The 18,963-nt window shown below is 32.8% G+C and carries 15 protein-coding genes; all 15 read right to left on the bottom strand.

Features of this window, described 5'->3' with window-relative positions:
* Positions 1–176: 176 nt before the first annotated feature.
* Complete coding sequence (gene arfA, locus AC4G3N_RS17035) at positions 177–1,688, bottom strand: arabinosylfuranosidase ArfA (RefSeq protein ID WP_491090768.1); 1,512 nt, start codon at positions 1,686–1,688, stop codon at positions 177–179.
* 59 nt (positions 1,689–1,747) lie between these two features.
* Positions 1,748–2,005 (bottom strand): hypothetical protein, encoded by a 258-nt coding sequence (locus AC4G3N_RS17030; protein ID WP_066102841.1) that lies wholly within the window; start codon positions 2,003–2,005, stop codon positions 1,748–1,750.
* Between the two features lie 245 nt (positions 2,006–2,250).
* On the bottom strand, positions 2,251–2,910 hold the full coding sequence (locus AC4G3N_RS17025) for a DUF624 domain-containing protein (protein ID WP_066102844.1): 660 nt from the start codon (positions 2,908–2,910) through the stop codon (positions 2,251–2,253).
* A 27-nt stretch (positions 2,911–2,937) separates the two neighbouring features.
* The gene (locus AC4G3N_RS17020; protein WP_066102847.1) at positions 2,938–3,780 is read right to left on the bottom strand and encodes a carbohydrate ABC transporter permease; all 843 of its coding nucleotides are present in this window, start codon (positions 3,778–3,780) and stop codon (positions 2,938–2,940) included.
* Positions 3,780–4,721: a carbohydrate ABC transporter permease gene (locus AC4G3N_RS17015; protein ID WP_225983650.1), complete on the bottom strand. Its 942-nt coding sequence runs from the start codon at positions 4,719–4,721 to the stop codon at positions 3,780–3,782. The genes AC4G3N_RS17020 and AC4G3N_RS17015 overlap by 1 nt, the downstream gene beginning before the upstream one ends.
* 92 nt (positions 4,722–4,813) lie before the next feature.
* A complete protein-coding gene (locus AC4G3N_RS17010; RefSeq protein WP_066102853.1) occupies positions 4,814–6,157 on the bottom strand; it encodes an ABC transporter substrate-binding protein in 1,344 nt (447 codons plus the stop codon).
* 1,103 nt (positions 6,158–7,260) lie between these two features.
* Positions 7,261–8,526 carry a cytosine deaminase gene (gene codA, locus AC4G3N_RS17005; protein ID WP_491090764.1) on the bottom strand — a complete coding sequence of 422 codons (1,266 nt, stop codon included), beginning with the start codon at positions 8,524–8,526 and terminating at the stop codon, positions 7,261–7,263.
* Complete coding sequence (gene codB, locus AC4G3N_RS17000; RefSeq protein WP_140462301.1) at positions 8,510–9,784, bottom strand: cytosine permease; 1,275 nt, start codon at positions 9,782–9,784, stop codon at positions 8,510–8,512. The genes codA and codB overlap by 17 nt, the downstream gene beginning before the upstream one ends.
* Before the next feature lie 459 nt (positions 9,785–10,243).
* Positions 10,244–11,365 carry a YcjF family protein gene (locus tag AC4G3N_RS16995; protein ID WP_490552319.1) on the bottom strand — a complete coding sequence of 374 codons (1,122 nt, stop codon included), beginning with the start codon at positions 11,363–11,365 and terminating at the stop codon, positions 10,244–10,246.
* Between the two features lie 517 nt (positions 11,366–11,882).
* Positions 11,883–13,604, bottom strand: coding sequence for a DUF2326 domain-containing protein (locus AC4G3N_RS16990; RefSeq protein WP_491090761.1), 1,722 nt, complete (start codon positions 13,602–13,604; stop codon positions 11,883–11,885).
* Positions 13,595–13,822, bottom strand: coding sequence for an ABC-three component system middle component 6 (locus AC4G3N_RS16985; protein WP_491090759.1), 228 nt, complete (start codon positions 13,820–13,822; stop codon positions 13,595–13,597). Before AC4G3N_RS16985 ends, AC4G3N_RS16990 begins: the two co-directional genes overlap by 10 nt.
* A complete protein-coding gene (locus AC4G3N_RS16980) occupies positions 13,806–14,792 on the bottom strand; it encodes an ABC-three component system protein (protein ID WP_491090758.1) in 987 nt (328 codons plus the stop codon). Before AC4G3N_RS16980 ends, AC4G3N_RS16985 begins: the two co-directional genes overlap by 17 nt.
* Positions 14,793–15,041: 249 nt before the next feature.
* Positions 15,042–15,389: a hypothetical protein gene (locus AC4G3N_RS16975; RefSeq protein ID WP_491090757.1), complete on the bottom strand. Its 348-nt coding sequence runs from the start codon at positions 15,387–15,389 to the stop codon at positions 15,042–15,044.
* Positions 15,390–15,463: 74 nt separating this feature from the next.
* A complete protein-coding gene (locus AC4G3N_RS16970; RefSeq protein ID WP_491090755.1) occupies positions 15,464–15,685 on the bottom strand; it encodes a helix-turn-helix transcriptional regulator in 222 nt (73 codons plus the stop codon).
* Positions 15,686–15,949: 264 nt separating this feature from the next.
* Positions 15,950–18,961 (bottom strand): restriction endonuclease, encoded by a 3,012-nt coding sequence (locus AC4G3N_RS16965; protein WP_491090753.1) that lies wholly within the window; start codon positions 18,959–18,961, stop codon positions 15,950–15,952.
* Positions 18,962–18,963: the final 2 nt, after the last annotated feature.

Below are 18,963 nucleotides of genomic sequence, written 5' to 3'. Positions count from 1 at the left end.
AATTAGCTGTCTAATTGAGAAAATGTAGAAATACTTCTTTCTTCTATCGATCTTGTTTTAAATCCACAACTCTCACTCAATTGGTGAACAGCTATAAAGTACTTACTTGCTTCAAATAATACTAGATAAGCAGGCATATTTTCTATTATATTAAAAAAATATGCCATACTTTATAATTATCTCTGTTTTGCTAAACGAATTACGTTCCATGACAAGTTCGGCAGAATGGTTATTACCTTACCATTCTCACATTTTGCATTCCCATTGGAATGTGGTTTTACTGTCTCTTTATGTGCTGAATTGGTTTGTTTAATATTTTCATTTTCTAGAACAATATGCTCGATTACTTCATATTCATTAAAATTACGTATATCTACCTCTAGCTCCAAAACTTCTTCAAGATGACGATTAACCGCAAAAATAGTTAATGTATCTTCCTCATCATTATAAACCGCTGTAGACTCTAAATATGGAACGTCCGTAAAATCTTTACTATCGTATTTATCACTAGTAATAATCGGATTTAACGAAATACCCCGTCCATAAACGGAAGTATGCATATAAGGATAGAATATAGTTTGCTTCCAAGCAGGTCCGTTATTTTCTGTCATAATCGGCGCAATGACATTCACTAACTGCGCAAGACAGGCAATTTTAACTCGATCCGCATGCTTCAGCAACGTAATCAACATGCATCCAACTAAGAGCGCATCTTCAAAAGTATATATATCCTCTAATTGAGGAGGCGCAATACTCCAAGGTTCAATCTGTTTATCCTGCTCATTACTGTGATACCAAACGTTCCATTCGTCAAAAGATAGATTTATAGTTTTCTTACCACGTTTTTTCGCCTTAATATAATCAGCAATGGCGACAACTGATTTTATGAAATCATCCATTTCTAAAGATAAAGCTAAATAATTGGATAGGTCATTGTCTCGATTCCCATAATACTGATGAAGAGAGATGAAATCAACATGGTCATATGTATAATCTAATACCGTTGCTTCCCAATCAGCAAATGTAGGCATCGCTCTATGCGAACTTCCACATACTACCAATTCGATGCTTGGATCTACCCACTTCATCACCTTTGCTGCTTCCTGAGCTATTCTTCCATATTCAGCAGCGGTCTTATGTCCAATTTGCCAAGGACCATCCATTTCATTGCCAAGACACCATGTCTTTATATTATAGGGTTCTTTTACACCATGCGAGATGCGCAAATCACTATAATAAGAGCCTCCAGGATGATTGCAATATTCCACTAAATTTCTAGCTGCATCAATTCCCCTCGTACCTAAATTAACAGCCATATTTACATCTGCATTCACCAATTTAGCCCATTTCATAAATTCATTGGTACCCATTTCATTTGTTTCTGTAGTACTCCATGCAAGATCTAAGCGGTTTGGGCGTTTTTCTTTAGGACCCACACCATCCTCCCAATTATAGCCGGAGACAAAATTCCCTCCAGGATATCGGACTAACGGCACTTTTAGTTCTTTTACTAATTCTAGAACATCCTTTCTAAAGCCATTTTCATCTGCCTGAGGATGAGTAGGCTCATAAATACCTCCATATACAGCTCTGCCTAAATGTTCAATAAATGAACCATATATACGATTATCAATTTCAGCGATTTTAAAATCTTTCTCTAGAATCATTTTTGCTTTATTGGCTGCCATTTACAATCCCTCCATTTTGTTTGTACTAGCCTAACTTATATAAGTACAATATGTTCAAATCAGATCGTTATCATTGCCCATTTTGATTCCCTTGGGTACGGACAAGTCTGACTTTTAAATTTCGCTTGATAATGAATGATTGACCGGCTGTAAGAACAGGTTGTCCCATATTGAAAAGAAGAACATTGTTTGCATATTTCTACCCTTGCTTTATATAATTCATCGGATACAATATTGAACTTATTTAAATCTGCTTCCTTAATTAAAGATTGAATATGATCTTCACTGACTTTGATACTTCCTGAACAGCTTTTCAAATATTTCTCCTATTCATTCTTTCACCTCTTTCAATCTCTACCGTAACGATCGACATGAAATGTCAGTTGTGATAATTTTCGTATTCGCTCAATCCTCCTCCAATTTCTAAATGCTTTCTGGTTTTAAACGATAGATCGGATCATTTCACTTTTAACTCACATTCATAAATTGCCGAATCCCTCACTAAGAGCCATATTTCTTCAACAGATTTCTGTAATATGCATGATAGTATTCTTCAATCTATTTATTGAACATATTTCATTTCAATCTGTAGTAACACATTTCTCACTAACAAGACAGTACACGCTGCAAACATCGGGACTCCCCAAAATATCGCAAAGTTGCCAAAATATTTAAACGATTGATACAGGATAAAGATTAATATAACAATAGATAAAGATTGTACCGGGCGATTGATGACTAAATAAAGGGAGTATTTTATAATGTCTCTCATCCTGATAATGAAGCGGCTATATAGAATGAGTGAATAGACATAACTAATCATTGATAAAAGAAGGATTAAAAATAACATAGGTAACAAATATGCGCCTTTTTCGTTGGAGGCCAGAAAATCAATATCTGCACACAAAATCAGTATTAATACACTGTATGGAATCCATAGTTTTAAGGAATCTTTGAAATCTTTCTTATAGTAATAGAAATATTTTCTCACGACCCTAATTTCAGTTTCAAAAAGCATTTTAAAAATAGTTTGGAATATCGCCCCCATTGTTGGGCCAATTAACAAAAAAGCAATTAAATATAAGGGAAGTGTAATTAAGTGGAATTTTACAAATAGCAATAAAAAAATCAGAATACCACTCGTTAACAAAGCACAAATACCTACCACAAATAAACTCCAGACAATATTTGTAGTTTTGATTAAAAAGCTTTTATTTGCCATCAAAAAACACCTCATTTACTGACACTATCAACCTTTTACCCCACCAACAGTCATTCCTGATATAAAAGATTTTTGATTGAATAAGAATAATATAAGTATAGGAATAATAGACATGATCGAGCCCGAAAAGACGATATCATAGTTATTACCATATGGTGTCATTGCAGTTAATAACCCTGCAGGTATAACCAAATTCTCATCTGACCTCATAACAATCAATGGCCAAAGAAAATTATTCCAAGCTCCCATGGAAGTCATAATAGTCATTGCTCCAAAAGCCGGTTTCATCATCGGTACATATATTTGCGAGAAAATACGAAATTCTCCCGCCCCATCTATTCTAGCGGCCTCAGCATAATCATTTGGAATCCCAATTGCATATTGCCTAAAGAAAAACACTGTAGCAGGCGGAACTATTCCTGGTAATATCACCCCTGCGTAAGTATCCATTAAGCCTAAATTTGTAACTAGCTTATATAACGGAATTAATAAAATATCACCCGGAACCATCAACATAATCAAGACAAGCATAAAAATAAAATTTCGGCCTCTAAAACGATATTGCGCCAAACCATAACCTACCATTGAACAAAAAATCAGTACTAAAACTGTTTGTATAATTGTTATTAGTGCACTATTTTTAAACCAGGATAGAAATATACCATTATTATTAGTAAACAATTTTCCATAGTTACTAAAGTTGATACTGGATAAATCTATATGTATATTTAAACCCTGTGCAAAAATATCTGAGGATTCTTTAAAGGAGGAGACTAACATAAACCAAAAAGGAATCAGTATAATAAATCCGATAACACTAAGTATTAGGGTTGTGATCAAGGTTGATACTCTTTTTTTGGCCTTCATCATTAATCCTCCTTAAATAAGCCTCTTACTGAAACTTGAATCAAATTTATTGCAACCACAATCACAAACATTATTACTCCAAGCGTACATGCATACCCGAAATCCCCATCGCTAAAGGCTGTTTTGTAAATATATGTTAAGAAAGTTGTTCCAATATTATCTGGAGACTGTGCTCCCCAATACACATAAGTTTCATTAAATAATGAAAAGCCTGCGAGTATAGATATAGTTAAAACATAAGTAGTAATTGGTTTAATCATTGGCAATGTTATACTTTTAAATTTATCCCATTTACTTGCGCCATCAATTTCAGCGCATTCATACAACTCCCGTGGGATATTTTGTAACCCAGATAAAAAATAAATCATATTTACACCAAGCCATCTCCACACACATACTATTACAAGTGCAAACATAGCTGTCCCTGAATTATTAAGCCAATCAATCGGACCTATGTTAAGGTAACTAAGCCAACTGTTGAATACTCCAGTAGGTTCTTTGCTGAAAGCAAATTTAAATACCAGCCCTACAATTACCGTAGATGTTAATACTGGTATAAAGAAAATTGATCTAAAAAAATATTTATATTTAGTATTTTTATTATTCATCACTAAAGCCAGCAAGAGTGGTAATGGGATTAAAATTAAAATAGTCCAAAATGTATACCTGGTAACGTTCCATAAAGCTTTATAGAATACAGGATCTGCAAACAACCGCTTATAATTCTCTAAACCTATAAATGTCGTTTCATCGAAACCTGAAATTCTTTGGAAACTCATAATAATCGAATTTATAAAAGGGTATAAAGAAAACACTAAAAATACAATAATAAACGGAGAGACAAATAGATATGGAGCTATCTTCTGCATATTTATTTTCTTTTTTTCTCTTTTTAATGGACTTTTGCTCTTTGGACTTATTTGTGCCGTAATATCGTTCGTCATCTTCATTCCCCCCTTATCCCTCTTCATACCAAAATGTTATCCAACAAATTAAGAAGAGAATGTTCCCTCCTTAATTTGTTAGATTGCAAACATTATTTACCTGCTTTAATTCGTTTATTGGCAGATTTATCAACAGCATCCAAAGTTTTTTGTACGTCCGCCTGTTTAGTCATCATTTTTGGCATACCATTCGTGAGTAACTCATCAATAATAATCGGATAACTATTATGGGTAAAACTTAATGTTCCTACCTCATCCTTCAATACTGCCATTTGTTTAAAAATATCAGTTCCGAAATAATCTGTGTATTTGTTCGGTTTTTCCATTTCAGGACTCAGCCATACATCTGATCGAATTGGATCAAAACCAAGTATTGTCCAAGTCTTAATAGATCCTTCTTCACTGGCCTTGGATTCAACTACAAATTTCTTAAGTAAATCTTTATCATGCGCTTGATTTGTGACAACTGTAGCTGTTCCTCCAAGTCCCGCCGAACGGAGATCTCCCTCTTTAAATATTGGTAAACCCTGGATTTTTATTTTTCCGCTTAATTTAGGCATAAAGCTTACCATACGACTCATATACCACGCTGGCATGACCACTGAAGCATACTTACCTTTATTAAAGGCTGCATAATATTCTTCAACATCTTGATGGCCGCCTTCTGCCGTTTTAGCAATTTTATGTTTGTAGACCATATCTTGAAGAGTTTGTACAGCAGTTACACTGGCTTCCTCGGATAAAATAGACTTATCATCTCTTACCATATCTGCTTTCTGTTGAGCAACCATTGCCGTATATACAAATTGGGAACTTGTTTCTACAGAAGTCATATATATACCCGTCTTTTCTTTAACCACTTTCCCTGCTTCCACATAGTCATCCCAAGTTTTAATAGTGGATGGATCTACCCCCGCTTTTTTCATGATATCCATATTGTAATAAACAAGAGTTGTCCCTACATGATAATCCAGACCATAGACTTTGCCATCTACCGTATAATTATCTGTGCGTCCTTTTACTAAGTTTTCATTATATGGTTCTACTTCATTTGTAATATCTTCAAATGGAGGCTTGTTTGTTTTTGTATATTTAGCGAATTGTCCAATTTCTACGTCCGCGATATCTGGAGCACCATTACCAGAATTTAATGCTACCTGTAACTTTTGATTCATCTGATCAAAAGGAAGAACATTTATTTTCAAATTAATTTGTTCATCAGGATGATTTTTATTCCAGGTTTCAGCTGCATCTTTCCAATAATCAGCATGTACTTGTACAAATGTCCACATGGTATATTGAGCTTTTCCATCTTTTGTTTTAGCATCAGAAGGGGAGTCACCTGAACTACAGCCAGCCAATGAAAAGGACAAAACCAGTATTAATGCCAAAACAAGAGTCATTATCTTACGTTTACCAGCACTTAACACGCTCATTCTATACACCTCAATTTTTATGGTTTATACTCATTTGAACCTAGTCAATCCTTTAAATTACAAGCTATTTATAACCTCCTTTAGTCTTTTACTCTTTTAAAACAAGCTCTATTATTGTAAGCGTATTCATTTTTTACCATCATATTCCACTCGTTTGTACAAGTCAACTTACTTTTTTAATATTTTGAATATTATACAAACAACTCGGTGAATAACGTTCCATTCGATTACTACTAATCATGCGAATAGTGAGTAAATGTCCAACATTCATATACCTTACTCATCGTCAATTAATCTGAATTCAGTTACGAACATCATTAAAACTATTATTTTCCATTTTCTAATGCGAGAGAATCCTTCATTTTGATAAAATATAATTATAAAATCGTTCATTAAGGAAGATATGAAAAACATAACTTCTATGAATCAATCTCAATTAGAAAGAAAATTACTAAGATCATCGATAAGAATTTTGATTATGGAGTCTTTTTCCCCTATGGACCTACAGGAAGTGGTGGATATCCCACTGTAGTTGCTTTTATAGAAATTGAAAGCGAACTAAGCAAAAGAATTATATATTTACTATTATGAAAATACATTACCAGAAAATGATGAGGTTAAATTTGAAATATATTTTGAGGATAATCAGAAAAAGAGAGAGGTTGATGGGAAAGTCTATTATGAACGTAGTGGAGGCCCTGGTTCTTTATCATCCGAGGTAACAAAAGGAGAAAAAACTAAAGCAATCATACAAATCAAAAAAGAATTCTCAGCCATCCATCCCACTCAATAATCGGAAAAAAAGCTAAGAATTTGCCCTTGGCTTTTTTATATTTCATTAAGATTAACCTACCTGCTTCGAGAATTTTCCACAATCCGGAAGATGGCACTACGTTTCATATATAAATTTCGTTTTTTGATAACTCCCGTGTTTAATTTCATTTTCGAACTTTCTCTTATGTTTCAGAGCCATTTATGTATCTTTTAACCGCTTCAATACGTTGTTCATCATATACATTCACTCAAAAAATCCCCTGAAGAGGTAAATCCGTGTCTACCGTTTCAGGGGCAGTTCATTAACTGATGATAGTCTTCACTTTTACTTACATAAAGGTAATGTTCTTTTGACCTTGCAGAAAAATGTTCGTCTCGCGAGGCTTCGTTTCAGCAATCACTTTACCGTTTCGAACAGAGTATAGAATCTCTGCTTGCAGGCGAAGGGCATGGTAACCATCTTCCGCATTCAGCACAACGAAGTTTGCTGGATTTCCTTCTGCAATACCGTAATTTTTAAGGTTCAATGCTTTAGCACTATTACCAGTCACAAAACGTAAACTGTTTGCAATATCACTATAGCCCATTAACTGTGAAGCATGTAAGCCCATATGCAATACTTGAAGCATATTCCCGTTTCCGATTGGATACCAAGGATCCATAATATCATCATGACCGAAGCAAACATTTAATCCGTTTTGATCAAGCTCTTTTACGCGTGTTAAGCCACGACGTTTTGGATACGTGTCAAAACGCCCCTGCAGATGAATATTCACTAATGGATTTGCTACGAAATTCAATTCGGCAAGTCTAAGTACACGCATTAATTTATATGCGTAGGCATCATTGTAAGATCCCATTGCCGTCGTATGACTTGCTGTAACACGACCTTGGTACTCATTCATAATCGTTTCACGTGCTACAACTTCCACATGGCGAGACTGCTCATCATCAATTTCATCACAATGAATATCAATCGGCTTGTCATATTTCATGGCCAATTTAAAAATCTCGCGAACCGATTGAACTCCGTCTTCACGCGTAAATTCAAAGTGAGGGATTCCCCCAACAATATCAGCACCCATTTTTAAGGCTTCCTCTACTAGCTCCAACCCATTTGGATAAGATATTAGACCTTCCTGCGGGAAAGCGACAATTTGTAAATCAACAAAGTCTTTCATTTCTGCTTTCACTTCAAGCATAGCTTCTAATGCTACTAAAGAAGGATCCGTTGTATCGACATGTGTACGCACAGCACCTATTCCGTTAGCAATTTGCCAGCTAAGGGCTTTCTTTGCACGCTCTTTTACATCCTCTTTTATTAAGGAATCTTTGCGTTCAGACCAACATTGAATACCTTCAAATAAAGTCCCACTTTCATTCCAACGTGGTTGGCCTGCCGTTAAAGTAGTATCTAGATGAATATGAGGTTCAATAAATGGCGCACAAACCAGCTTTCCACTTAGATCAATTGTTTCACAGCTGTCAAATTCACCTGTACCTGCCTCAACAATCTTTAAAAATGAACCATTTTCTATTAGTAAATCCCAAAGGCCTTCTCTTCCGAAGATTGCAGCATTAGCCCACTTTTTCATAATAGCATCCTACCTCCTCTTCCCTTACCGTAACAACTGTTGTTTTCATTAGCTTAACAGCAACTACATAAACAATTCCTGTAATCAATAATGTGTTTAGTGAAGCGATTCCCGGCAATGTTAACCCCGAGATGACACCAACAGCCCATGCAATGATGGCTGGAACATGTACTTTTGCAATGTTTGCCTGCTCATACTGAATATATTGTCTTTTTTGGATAAAGAAGAAATCCACAATAATAATTGATCCAATAGCCGGCAGAGTGGATCCTAGGAATGTCAGCCAGCTAGTGAAATTGTTATAAAGTACGATGGCAAATACCGTACCAATCGTACCGTTCATCATAACCATAAATACCTTTGGCTTCTTGAACATGGTTGCAAAACCAAGTCCAGATGCGTACAGGGAGTTATCGTTTGTTGTCCAAATGTTTAATCCGAGCACTAAAACAGCCGGCAATAGCAAGCCTTGTGAAATCATTACATCTGAAATATCATTGTGACCGGTTGCTATTACACCAATCGCACCAAATAGGAACATTAATGTATTTCCTAAGAAAAAGGCAATGACAGTTGTTGTTACAGCATGTTTTCCTGATTTTGCATAGCGTGCAAAGTCGGGTGTTAATGTACCACCACTAATGAATGAACCGATTGTAATCGTTAAAGCTGCTGCTAATGTTAATGAAGTTTCAGGTTTATAAGCAATGAGCGCTTCCATTCCTCCCATATCTGAAATGGCCATTCCTGCACTCGTTGATCCAAAAATCGCAATAGCCGGTACAGCGATAAAACTTAAGATTGTTAAAGCTTTCATACCGAAATAAGCAGTTGCTGTCATTAAAATCCCTGTAATGATGACAATCGGTACCAGTGGGAGGCCAGTTAATTTAGAAACCGGATAGGCAAACATTCCTAGCCCTACACCAAACCATCCGACTTGGGTTGCAGATAACATGAATGAAGAGATATATGCTCCTTTTTCACCAAAACTATATTGTGCCAGTAAGTGAGTCGATAATCCTGTTTTTGCTGCAATATAACTTAATGCACCGGTAAATGCTCCTAATATAAGGTTTCCTAATAAGATGACACCAATCAACTGCATAAATGTTAATCCTTCACCTAATGATCCACCAGCCCACATACTTGCTGAATAGAATGTGAAGCCAAGCATAACAACAAGCATTTTCAGAAAGCTGTTACGTTTTGCTTCAGGTACTGATTGAAATGAAAAATCTTTGTCTTTTAATTGCATTTTGTTTCCTCCCAAGTTATTAGTCTTGGTGAGCAAAAAAAAACCACTTGCCATAAAGTGACAAGTGGAAGGTGTCAGAAATAACCGTATTATTCACACAATAATATATTATGTGTATAAATACGTTCTCCAAACAAAGTATCGCCCACCTTGTCAGCCTCTCTGGACTGCTCTTAAAGGTTCTCAATTTAAATTAAATCTATATTAACAGATTATCTCAGATAGTCCAATGGTAATAGATGGAGGGATTTGAAGGGAATGTATAAAAGAACAGGTGGTTTGATTGATAGAATGATATTTATGAAGTTTAGCTTATAATAGTCCCGGAAGCATAACAATAACTATTCCTTACCAATTACCTTGATATAAATAAAATAACCTTTTGGAGGATAATATGGTTTCTAAAAGGAAGAAAGCTATATCCATTTAGGATACAGCTTTTATTCTGATCATACTTTATTAATCTTTCTCATTTTTAATGTTCTCTTCATACAAATCTTTCATCATTTTAGCAATTTGTTCATTATCATAACTTTTACCTTGATACTCTGCTTCAGCTACTCGTGACATTACTTCAATATAAGAAAAAGCTAAAGCAGTTGTTAATATGGATGCAGTAGAACCACTAATTACTCCCCCTGCAACAGTACCGACTCCAGGTATTAGTTTAAGTAAATTTGAAACAATATATCTTCCTAAGAATGTAGCTCCCCCACTGCCTCCGATTGAAGCCACAATTCCACTTATTAATGCTTTATCTAAGGAAATTCCAAATATTGCTGTTATATGAGCCAACATCCCTACTTGCATAGGCACTAATAAGGCAGCATCTGAAAATGGAATTGGGGTAAATCCAGTCCCAAAGCTACCGGCTATATAACCAGTGGACCAAACCCTTGCTTCCTTTACCTTTCTATCAATATCAACTTTCTGAGCATTATTAAAAGACTTTTTTACGGCTTCAGGTAAAATCTCATATGTTTTTCCGACCAACTCTTTCAGACCGTATGAAGGAATAGTTATATCTTTAGTTATTTTGAAAGGCTGAGCTAAAACTGTTTGAACCGCCTTTACATTAAGATTCATTTCCTCAATGACTTTCTTAAATTCAAGAGCACTTTCACCATAACTTTGTGTCAAAACAAGGATTACCGGTACTTTTGATGCTAATGAATTAATTAATTCTATTTCTAGGTCTTCAATTCGGTTCGAATTCGCATTTATACAATACCATATTGCATGTATATATTCTTTTTCATCTTTATTTAAATATAGTTCCTCGATTTTACCATTAATTTCATTAACAATTTCTTCTTGTACTTCCTCTTTTAACTCCAGACCCTTAGTATCATATATACAAAGAGGTATCCCGTTTTTTGTAATTTTTCTCAGGCGTTGAGTTACTGGTTGTCCAATACCGGTTTCTGCGAGATTTTCTCTAAATACATTATTAATTAAAGTACTTTTCCCTATACCAGTTTTACCAATTAGCATAATATTAACTGGCATAAGCTTATTAATTTCTTCCTTAGTCTTATTAAAGATCTCGTCAATAATATCAGAAGCAGCTTGTGTAGCCATAAATAGCACCTCAAATTTCTTTTTAATGATATTCACTTCTTTAAATATAGCCAGTAGGTATAATGAGATATTCTATTAATACCTTCATTTTCATTTAAACAACCTTGATAGTCAATATTTTTAATAAATATTGAAAATATTGTTGAAATTTAAAGCGGTAAAATTCAAAGAAGTAACTACGACCATAATTTATCAATGAACTAACTAATTTTAAAAGCTATCCGGTTCTTACTCCTATAATCCTGTATAAAACTACGTATAGCCATTTTAAATCTATCTATTTCGCTCTTGTACTCTAAAACAAAAAAAGACTCCCAAATGTTTTAATTCAACATTTGGGAGTCTTTTTAATGATTAATCTTGGCAAGAATTAATCTGATGATACCGGTGGTCGAGGTCGAAATAGGTCACTAAGAATTGAAGTTAATAGGTTTTATATTGGCTATGTGCAAAAACAGTGCAAAAACATATTTAAAAATATCTATTGATAGAACTCTTTCTCCTTCAAATATTGCACCTAATTATCTTCTATTTTAAATAGTTTATCCTTTTCAGACAAACGTAATACAATATGTCTGTTATCATTTAATTGTTGGGGTATTTTATCTTTTAATATTGAAAAAACTAATTGGATATTATTCTTCCAAGCAAACTCGTTTACTTTTAAAAGTTGATTACCATGCATTAATTCTTTCTTATCATTAAGAATAAAATTGAGTGCAGGTATATTTTCATTTCTAGCAAATAATATATATGCAATATCAAAGCATAATATTTCACCTTGTTTTTTCCCCGAGCTTGTGTTTAGATTGAAACTTTCAAAAGAATAATACTTTTGTTTGGTTTTCTTATCTTCTTTTATTTGATATGAGAGACCATATTCTTCTCCATAAAGCTCTTTTGAAACATATGTAAAGAATCTATTAAATTTTTTCAATTGTTTTTTAAGCAATTCTTGAAATTCATCAGTAAACCTATTACCATCTAATAACTTTATTTCTACATTAATTCCTTTAATAGTACGTTCAGATTCTTCTATTTTTGAAATACTATTTTCTAGTTCTCCAAGTTTTCTATGATTATCAGTTAACTCGGAAATAATATTTTCTAAATCACTAAAAGTATCACTTGTGGTAAGCTTATTAGCCAGTGCTTTCTCGATTGACAATAACTTCTCCAAATCTTTCCTATAACGATTTATTTTCTCCTCAAGGATTGGCAAGTCCTGAGTGATATATTTTATTTTTTCCAATATCATTTTGTTATGATATTTTACTATTTGCTCAAAGGTTACTTGAATATCTTTAACACTTTTTTTAGCAACTGAGTACAATTCTTTCAAATCAGTTAAATCAATATCTGTAAAATCTTTCTTCAGCTCTTCCTCTGTCTCCTCTAACAAGTCTTTTCTTAATGACAATTCACCAATTTTATTACTTATCCTACTAATATTATACTTAGTATTGTTGAGTACCTGTAAATCCTCTTCATATCTTTCATTTATTTTCAAGCTTTTTTTCTGATTCTCCAATTTACCTATATTATCCAAGATAATATCTAATTGTAACTCTAATTCTGTTTTAGATTGTTGTTTCTCTAGTCTTTCCTTAAACTTTTGTTCAATTTTAAGCTTCTTAACTAGTAAAGTTCTATCAGAAACAGGTAATCCAAACATAAATAGATACAATGTTTCATACTCAATATTAGTTGTAAAGTTATTTAATACTTTAAGTGTATTATTTATTCTTTCATCTTTATATCTTATATTATGAGCAATAACTTGTCTTAAACTGGGTTTTTCCTCATCTCTTTCACCTAGTAGCAAAGAACTTAACTTCTCTTCGAAATCCTTCCCATTATTTTTTGTTAAATTTTCTCCATTAATTAACATGAGTTTCTTATTTCTCTGTAAAAAGTTACGCTTTATATTTATTTCCTTGGATTTATCATCAAATAAGTCCTTCTTAAGGTTTAATATTATAAGGACCTCGTTTTGTATCAAATAATCTTTCACATAATCTATATTCTTCTTTGTCTCTGGGTCTCTATAAATTTGTTCAGGATCTCCCCCTAAACAATAATCAACTAAAGCAAGAACTGTCGTCTTACCAATATTATTACCAGTCTCTATTTCTTTTAAATTTTTTGTTTCATCTACAATTAAATTTGTACCCATATGAAATGGTATTTTTCTAATAACCTTTTTGTTCGATTCAATAATTAATTCTTTTAGGTACATAAAAAAACACACCCATCTTCATCGACTTTTGCAGCTTCTATTAAATATAACCAATCCAAACAATACGAGTAAACTCTCAAAGAAATATAATATTTATCCTTAACATTTTTATATAGTGATACAATATCGAGACCCTCTTTTTCTTTAATTTCCTTAATTATTAAAGAAGAATAGTAAAATATACTCATTTCTGGTTTTATATCATTGAGAAGCAACATGAGTATACCCCCTAGGATTCTTGAATATTTTACAACGTATAAACGCATCGACTACAATTATCCTTACACACATATCAATTTCTTCTTGTGGTATGTTGACTAATAAATCACTTTTCATAACGTGCTCTTCCACTTTACCAATAATGTTAAAAAACCTTTCAACATTAGATAGATCTCTAACTACTATTTCTTTTTCATAAAATGACGTTATTTTTCTAAATACGGAAACGGTTTTATTGGTTCCTTCTCTAATAAATTCTCCATAAATTCTATCCAGAATACTATAGTATCCCTTATATTCATCAAATGTTGATTCTTTAATTTCACTTAAATCATTAAAGTCTATTTTCTCAGCAATTCCATAATCATTTAGTGGAAAATTATCACTTACATTATCAAGGTTTTCTTTTGCCAAATAATTAACTATTGCAGCAAGGTTATAACTAAGTTTTATAATACTTGGTTTTTCGCCGAACTCTTTTTGCATTAAATCATATACTTCTGCTAATTTGTCAATTGATAGTTGCGACACACTTTCCAATATTGTTACTTTATCCAATATATCTATAGATGGTTCGAATTTAATATTATAAATATTTTTATACGTTTTATCTTTAAGTTTATTTGCATCATCAGCAATAAAGAGAAATTTTATATGATAATCGAGTTCAGCTAATTCTTTAGTTTTACTTTTCTCCAATGTATTATTAATTTTAGTAGTTGTCGCTGTACTAGTTACCTGTACAACTAATTTTCTTTCTTCGTTTATAAGATCAATTGCTTCATAATTTGCTTTACCAACATTCGAAGATTTAAGGTTGTAATTATAAAGTATATTTATTAAATCCCTAAATAATGTTTCTGAATGGATATTTAAGTCTAATAGATTCAATTTACCACTGGTCTTAATTCTCAAAACAAGTAACTCCATTTTTTCAGAGATAGAATTATAGTACATTTGTCTACTCATAAAATATCATCCCGATCAAATCAATTTCTTCCAATTATACACTAATTTGTATTTTTTTGTTCAGCAAAACTATTACACACTACGTATATAATGGTCCTATATTCTACCTGAGAGAATCAAAACTTATAGAGGATATAGAGTTTCTAAGTCTACGACACTTAATCTAAGATAATCGAAATAAATTAAATGCCTTAAAAGGAAAACATAATAAATGCAGGATTCCTTATATAAGGAATCCTGCATTTATTATCACATAATGTCTTCTTCTGTCCCTGGTATTTCTTTGCCGTTTTTATCTAATTTTACTCTTACTTTTTTCTTCTTCTTAAATCCAGGAACAAGAGGCACTTCTTTTATAATTGTTCTTTGTGTATCTTGTACTTCAAAATCCGTCCTTCTATTTAATTTTATTTTCTTAGTTTTTGGATCAAACTCGAAACCTATTTCATTTTTGTCTTTAATTGATCCACCCTTTTCTAATCCAATAGTTTTATACCTAAAGTCCATTAATTTACCACCTATAAAAGAAATTCCTCCGATTACTAATCCAATTAATAATTTAGTACCAATATCATATTCCATTTTCTGTTGTTCCATAAGTCGCCTCTCCTTATATAAATTTAACTAGCCAAATAGTTTATGTGAAGATTCACCCAAATTTAAACCTAATCTTATTTCTCTTTATGTATATATTTTTCAAATAATAAATCTACAGATATTGATAAAATTTTAGATAAAGCAATCGCCAGTAACACATTGGGTATTGAAATACCACTTTCTATTTTTCGTATTGTTTCCTTAGAGACACCGACCAAATTTGCTAACTTTTCTTGGGATAAACCCATTTTTTCTCGTTCAGCCTTTAATTTAGTTCTAAATTTAGGTTCACCCATAAAATTTACCTCCTAACCCAAATATTTCTATATTTAGGATACCAGTAACCAACTATAGTTGTCAACTATAGTTGTAATATTAAATTATTTTTGAAATCGCTTTCAATATGGATTAATAAATCTTCTTATTAAAAATGATGGTCTTATGTAAAACATTATCTTACATGCAGCAAAAGTATTAAGGAATATAAATAAAGGTTCAAATCAAAATCGATTTGAACCTAAAATATTGCGGTACGCTTATTTTACCTTGGAACTGATATATTACTTATTATCCAGACTTAATTGATCTGTGTCTTCCTTATACCAATCATATGTGGTATCCGTAACAACCCGGTAACCAATACCAAGCTTTTTAAAGTATTTTTCAGCACAAAGGATTTTTCTCTTTTCTTTGGGGAATCTCAGTCTTTCTAAGTCTACGCCGCCTTTTGTCTCACGTACCAATTCTATTTTATACTTTCCATTCTGATCTTTTCTAATTATAGCCCAGTCTGGATTATAGTTTCCAATAATTTTAGGTAATTGAATTTTATATTTAGGAGGAAATTTAAAATATAAAAGTGTATTACCTTCTTTTGAATCTGGAATGATTTGATTTTGTATAAACTCTCGTTCTACATCAGAATCAATCTGAATCATAGAGTAAAGACCAGCCCGACCTGCCTCTATGAGTTCACGCTGTGGATGATTAACGACTTCAGGAAATAAATCATTTATTTCGTGCATATAATCATCCTCTTTAATTTCAAAGTCAATATTCTCCACTATATAATCACTTAATGTTATACGAATTTGAGATAAAAACTCTGAGATCCATCCCTCTGGATTATAAAATATCATTTCTTTCTTTTTCTGGTTCATACCCTTAAATATTTCATAAATAGTCCTCTTAGTAAGATTAGTCTCATTAGCGACACGACTAATAAAATCAGGAACGTTGTAGATAGTTTTTTCAGATTCTATAGGTCTTCTACTTACTTTAACCGCCTTTTCAGCAGTGAAATGATGTGGTTCATATTTCTTAATAACTACTTCATTGTCAAATTTAACAAAAGGTTCTCCGAACTGTTCACCGATCCGTAAAACCTTAAATCCACGTAACCTTTCATTACTGACCTTCTTTTTGAGATCGTCTTTTTCTTTGACTATAATTGTATTGTCTTGAGTGTCACCTGAAGAGTCTTGCATGAAGATTCGAATTTTTGCACTCTCCCTATTAGGAGATACTTCAAGCAGAGAAATTTTATAGTCAGCCAAAATAAAGCTTCCCTTTGATACTTCAATTAATGGATTTGGAAACTCAGTTTCGTTTAATTTTTCGACACATTTTTCTATTAGCTTATCAGTATCTATATTAACATTATAGGTAAGTTTTTTATTTAACTTTTGCGTAAAGTTCCGAAACTCATTAGAATTGTAAAGCTGATTATTTCGTTTTGCTTTTCCTTGCTCAGGTTTCTTTGGTTTAGGTGGAGCATCTACCCCATCCTCCACATATTCTTGTTGTAATTTTGATACAAATGTCTCATATGATTCATTTGCTACTACTGTTAAAACATTATAATAAGGATTTTCAACTCTTTTTCCTTCCTGGTTAACTAATAATCGAAGGCCTCGACCTATTTCCTGCCGTTTTTTCATAGTTGAAGTGGTTTGATTTAAGGTACATATTTGGCACACATTTGGGTTATCCCAACCTTCTTTCAGAGCAGAGTGAGCAAAGATAAAGCTCACAGGCTCTTGGAAAGATAATAATCTTTCCTTATTTTTCATAATCAGTTCAAAGGCTTGTTTTTCCATCTCACGCTGAGCTTGGTTTTTTCCTTCTGTATCAACAGCTTCTTCATCAGGATCATTTTGATTTTTCTTTGCAAAGTATCCTTGGCGTACTTCAGTTGCTTTTTTATCTTTAAAATCTGGATAACGATGTTTCACTCTCTCAAATTCTTCATCAAATAAACGTTTAATAACACCATCTGAAGCTACATAATTCTTTACTCTGTCTATGAAAAATAAAGAGAGAACTTTGACACCTTGTTCCTTTAATTGTTGTTGTCGCTCCATGTGTTCAATTATGGTTCTTTCTATCATTGCTCGGAATATGCTTTCTTTTGAAAGAAACGAATCAACTACACTCAAATATTTACCATTTTCAAAACGAATTAGTTGTTCTTCTTCCTTTTTACCACATATAATTTCAGATACAACGAAACCTTCATACTCTGGATTTTTCGTCTTGTCAGCTAGGTTATCGCCTTGTTTTAGAATTATTTCTCTTTCAAGCATTATCCCTTTATCCAAAACCATAGCGTTTACAACAGCAGTAATTGGTTTTTTTCTAACTTCTATTAACCGTAGAACTTTGTCATTTAAATTATCAAGTTCTGAAACACCAACAACTTCGATTTTCTTAACCAAATTATTTCTAAAAGCATCAATCGGAGTTAAACGATAAACTAAATTGGGTGTTTCTCTATGAGTTGCCGAATAACGTAAAGCAAATAGCGGTTTTAATGTACGTAAGGCTTCTTTTGACTTATTAGTTTCAAAGTTTTGAGCCTCATCTAAGATTAATATTGGTCTTGTTGCCTGGATATATTGATAGGGCTTTAATTCTCCAATTAACTTTTCGGAATATTTATAAATATTGTTTTTCGACTTATTGAATGCATCAATTGTCATAATCATCACTGTTAGATCAGTGTTAGTTGCAAAACTTTTTACTTCACCTAATTTTCCACTATCGTAAGGAATTAATGTAATCTCTTCGTTATTATATAACTTTCTAAAATGACTTTTTGTAATTTCAATAGATTTAACTACTCCCTGGTAAATGGCGACGCTAGGGACCACAATTATAAACTTGGTAAACCCGTATTTTTGTCTTAACTCATGAATCGTACGGAGGTATGTGTAAGTTTTTCCAGTTCCAGTTTCCATTTCAACCGTGAAGTGAGGAACCCTTACTGAGTCATAACCTGTATTTTCCATCACCATTCCATCATCTACAATTAAATCTTCATTAATCTCTAGTTCACTACCCTTTTTCTCATCATTATTTTGTTTTTGAACCATTTTAAGGTTATCAATGAGAAGGTATTCGTCCAACATTTCATATTCAGGGAAATTGGCTACAATGTCTTCTGTTGTCCCTGAAAGCATATTTTGTTGATCTTGATATGGAACTCCCTCAAAGAGCTCGACCACACTTTTAATAGCATCTAATTGAAAACTCTGATCAGGATTGAAGTGTAATGTGAGTTTCTTTTTCAATT

The sequence above is a fragment of the Bacillus sp. z50 genome, from assembly GCF_058313585.1.
The sequence above is the reverse complement of the archived record's forward strand: the minus strand, read 5'-3'. Positions and strand labels throughout refer to the sequence as shown.

Bases quoted from the DNA above. Each gene is read 5' to 3' on its own strand.
- AC4G3N_RS17025 (WP_066102844.1), bottom strand. From the start codon at position 2,910: ATGGCAAATAAAAGCTTTTTAATCAAAACTACAAATATTGTCTGGAGT.
- AC4G3N_RS16975 (WP_491090757.1), bottom strand. From the start codon at position 15,389: ATGGAACAACAGAAAATGGAATATGATATTGGTACTAAATTATTAATT.
- AC4G3N_RS16990 (WP_491090761.1), bottom strand. From the start codon at position 13,604: ATGTACCTAAAAGAATTAATTATTGAATCGAACAAAAAGGTTATTAGA.
- codA (WP_491090764.1), bottom strand. From the start codon at position 8,526: ATGAAAAAGTGGGCTAATGCTGCAATCTTCGGAAGAGAAGGCCTTTGG.
- AC4G3N_RS16995 (WP_490552319.1), bottom strand. From the start codon at position 11,365: ATGGCTACACAAGCTGCTTCTGATATTATTGACGAGATCTTTAATAAG.
- AC4G3N_RS16980 (WP_491090758.1), bottom strand. From the start codon at position 14,792: ATGAGTAGACAAATGTACTATAATTCTATCTCTGAAAAAATGGAGTTA.
- AC4G3N_RS16985 (WP_491090759.1), bottom strand. From the start codon at position 13,822: ATGTTGCTTCTCAATGATATAAAACCAGAAATGAGTATATTTTACTAT.
- AC4G3N_RS17010 (WP_066102853.1), bottom strand. From the start codon at position 6,157: ATGAGCGTGTTAAGTGCTGGTAAACGTAAGATAATGACTCTTGTTTTG.
- arfA (WP_491090768.1), bottom strand. From the start codon at position 1,688: ATGGCAGCCAATAAAGCAAAAATGATTCTAGAGAAAGATTTTAAAATC.
- AC4G3N_RS17015 (WP_225983650.1), bottom strand. From the start codon at position 4,721: ATGACGAACGATATTACGGCACAAATAAGTCCAAAGAGCAAAAGTCCA.
- AC4G3N_RS16970 (WP_491090755.1), bottom strand. From the start codon at position 15,685: ATGGGTGAACCTAAATTTAGAACTAAATTAAAGGCTGAACGAGAAAAA.
- codB (WP_140462301.1), bottom strand. From the start codon at position 9,784: ATGCAATTAAAAGACAAAGATTTTTCATTTCAATCAGTACCTGAAGCA.
- AC4G3N_RS17020 (WP_066102847.1), bottom strand. From the start codon at position 3,780: ATGATGAAGGCCAAAAAAAGAGTATCAACCTTGATCACAACCCTAATA.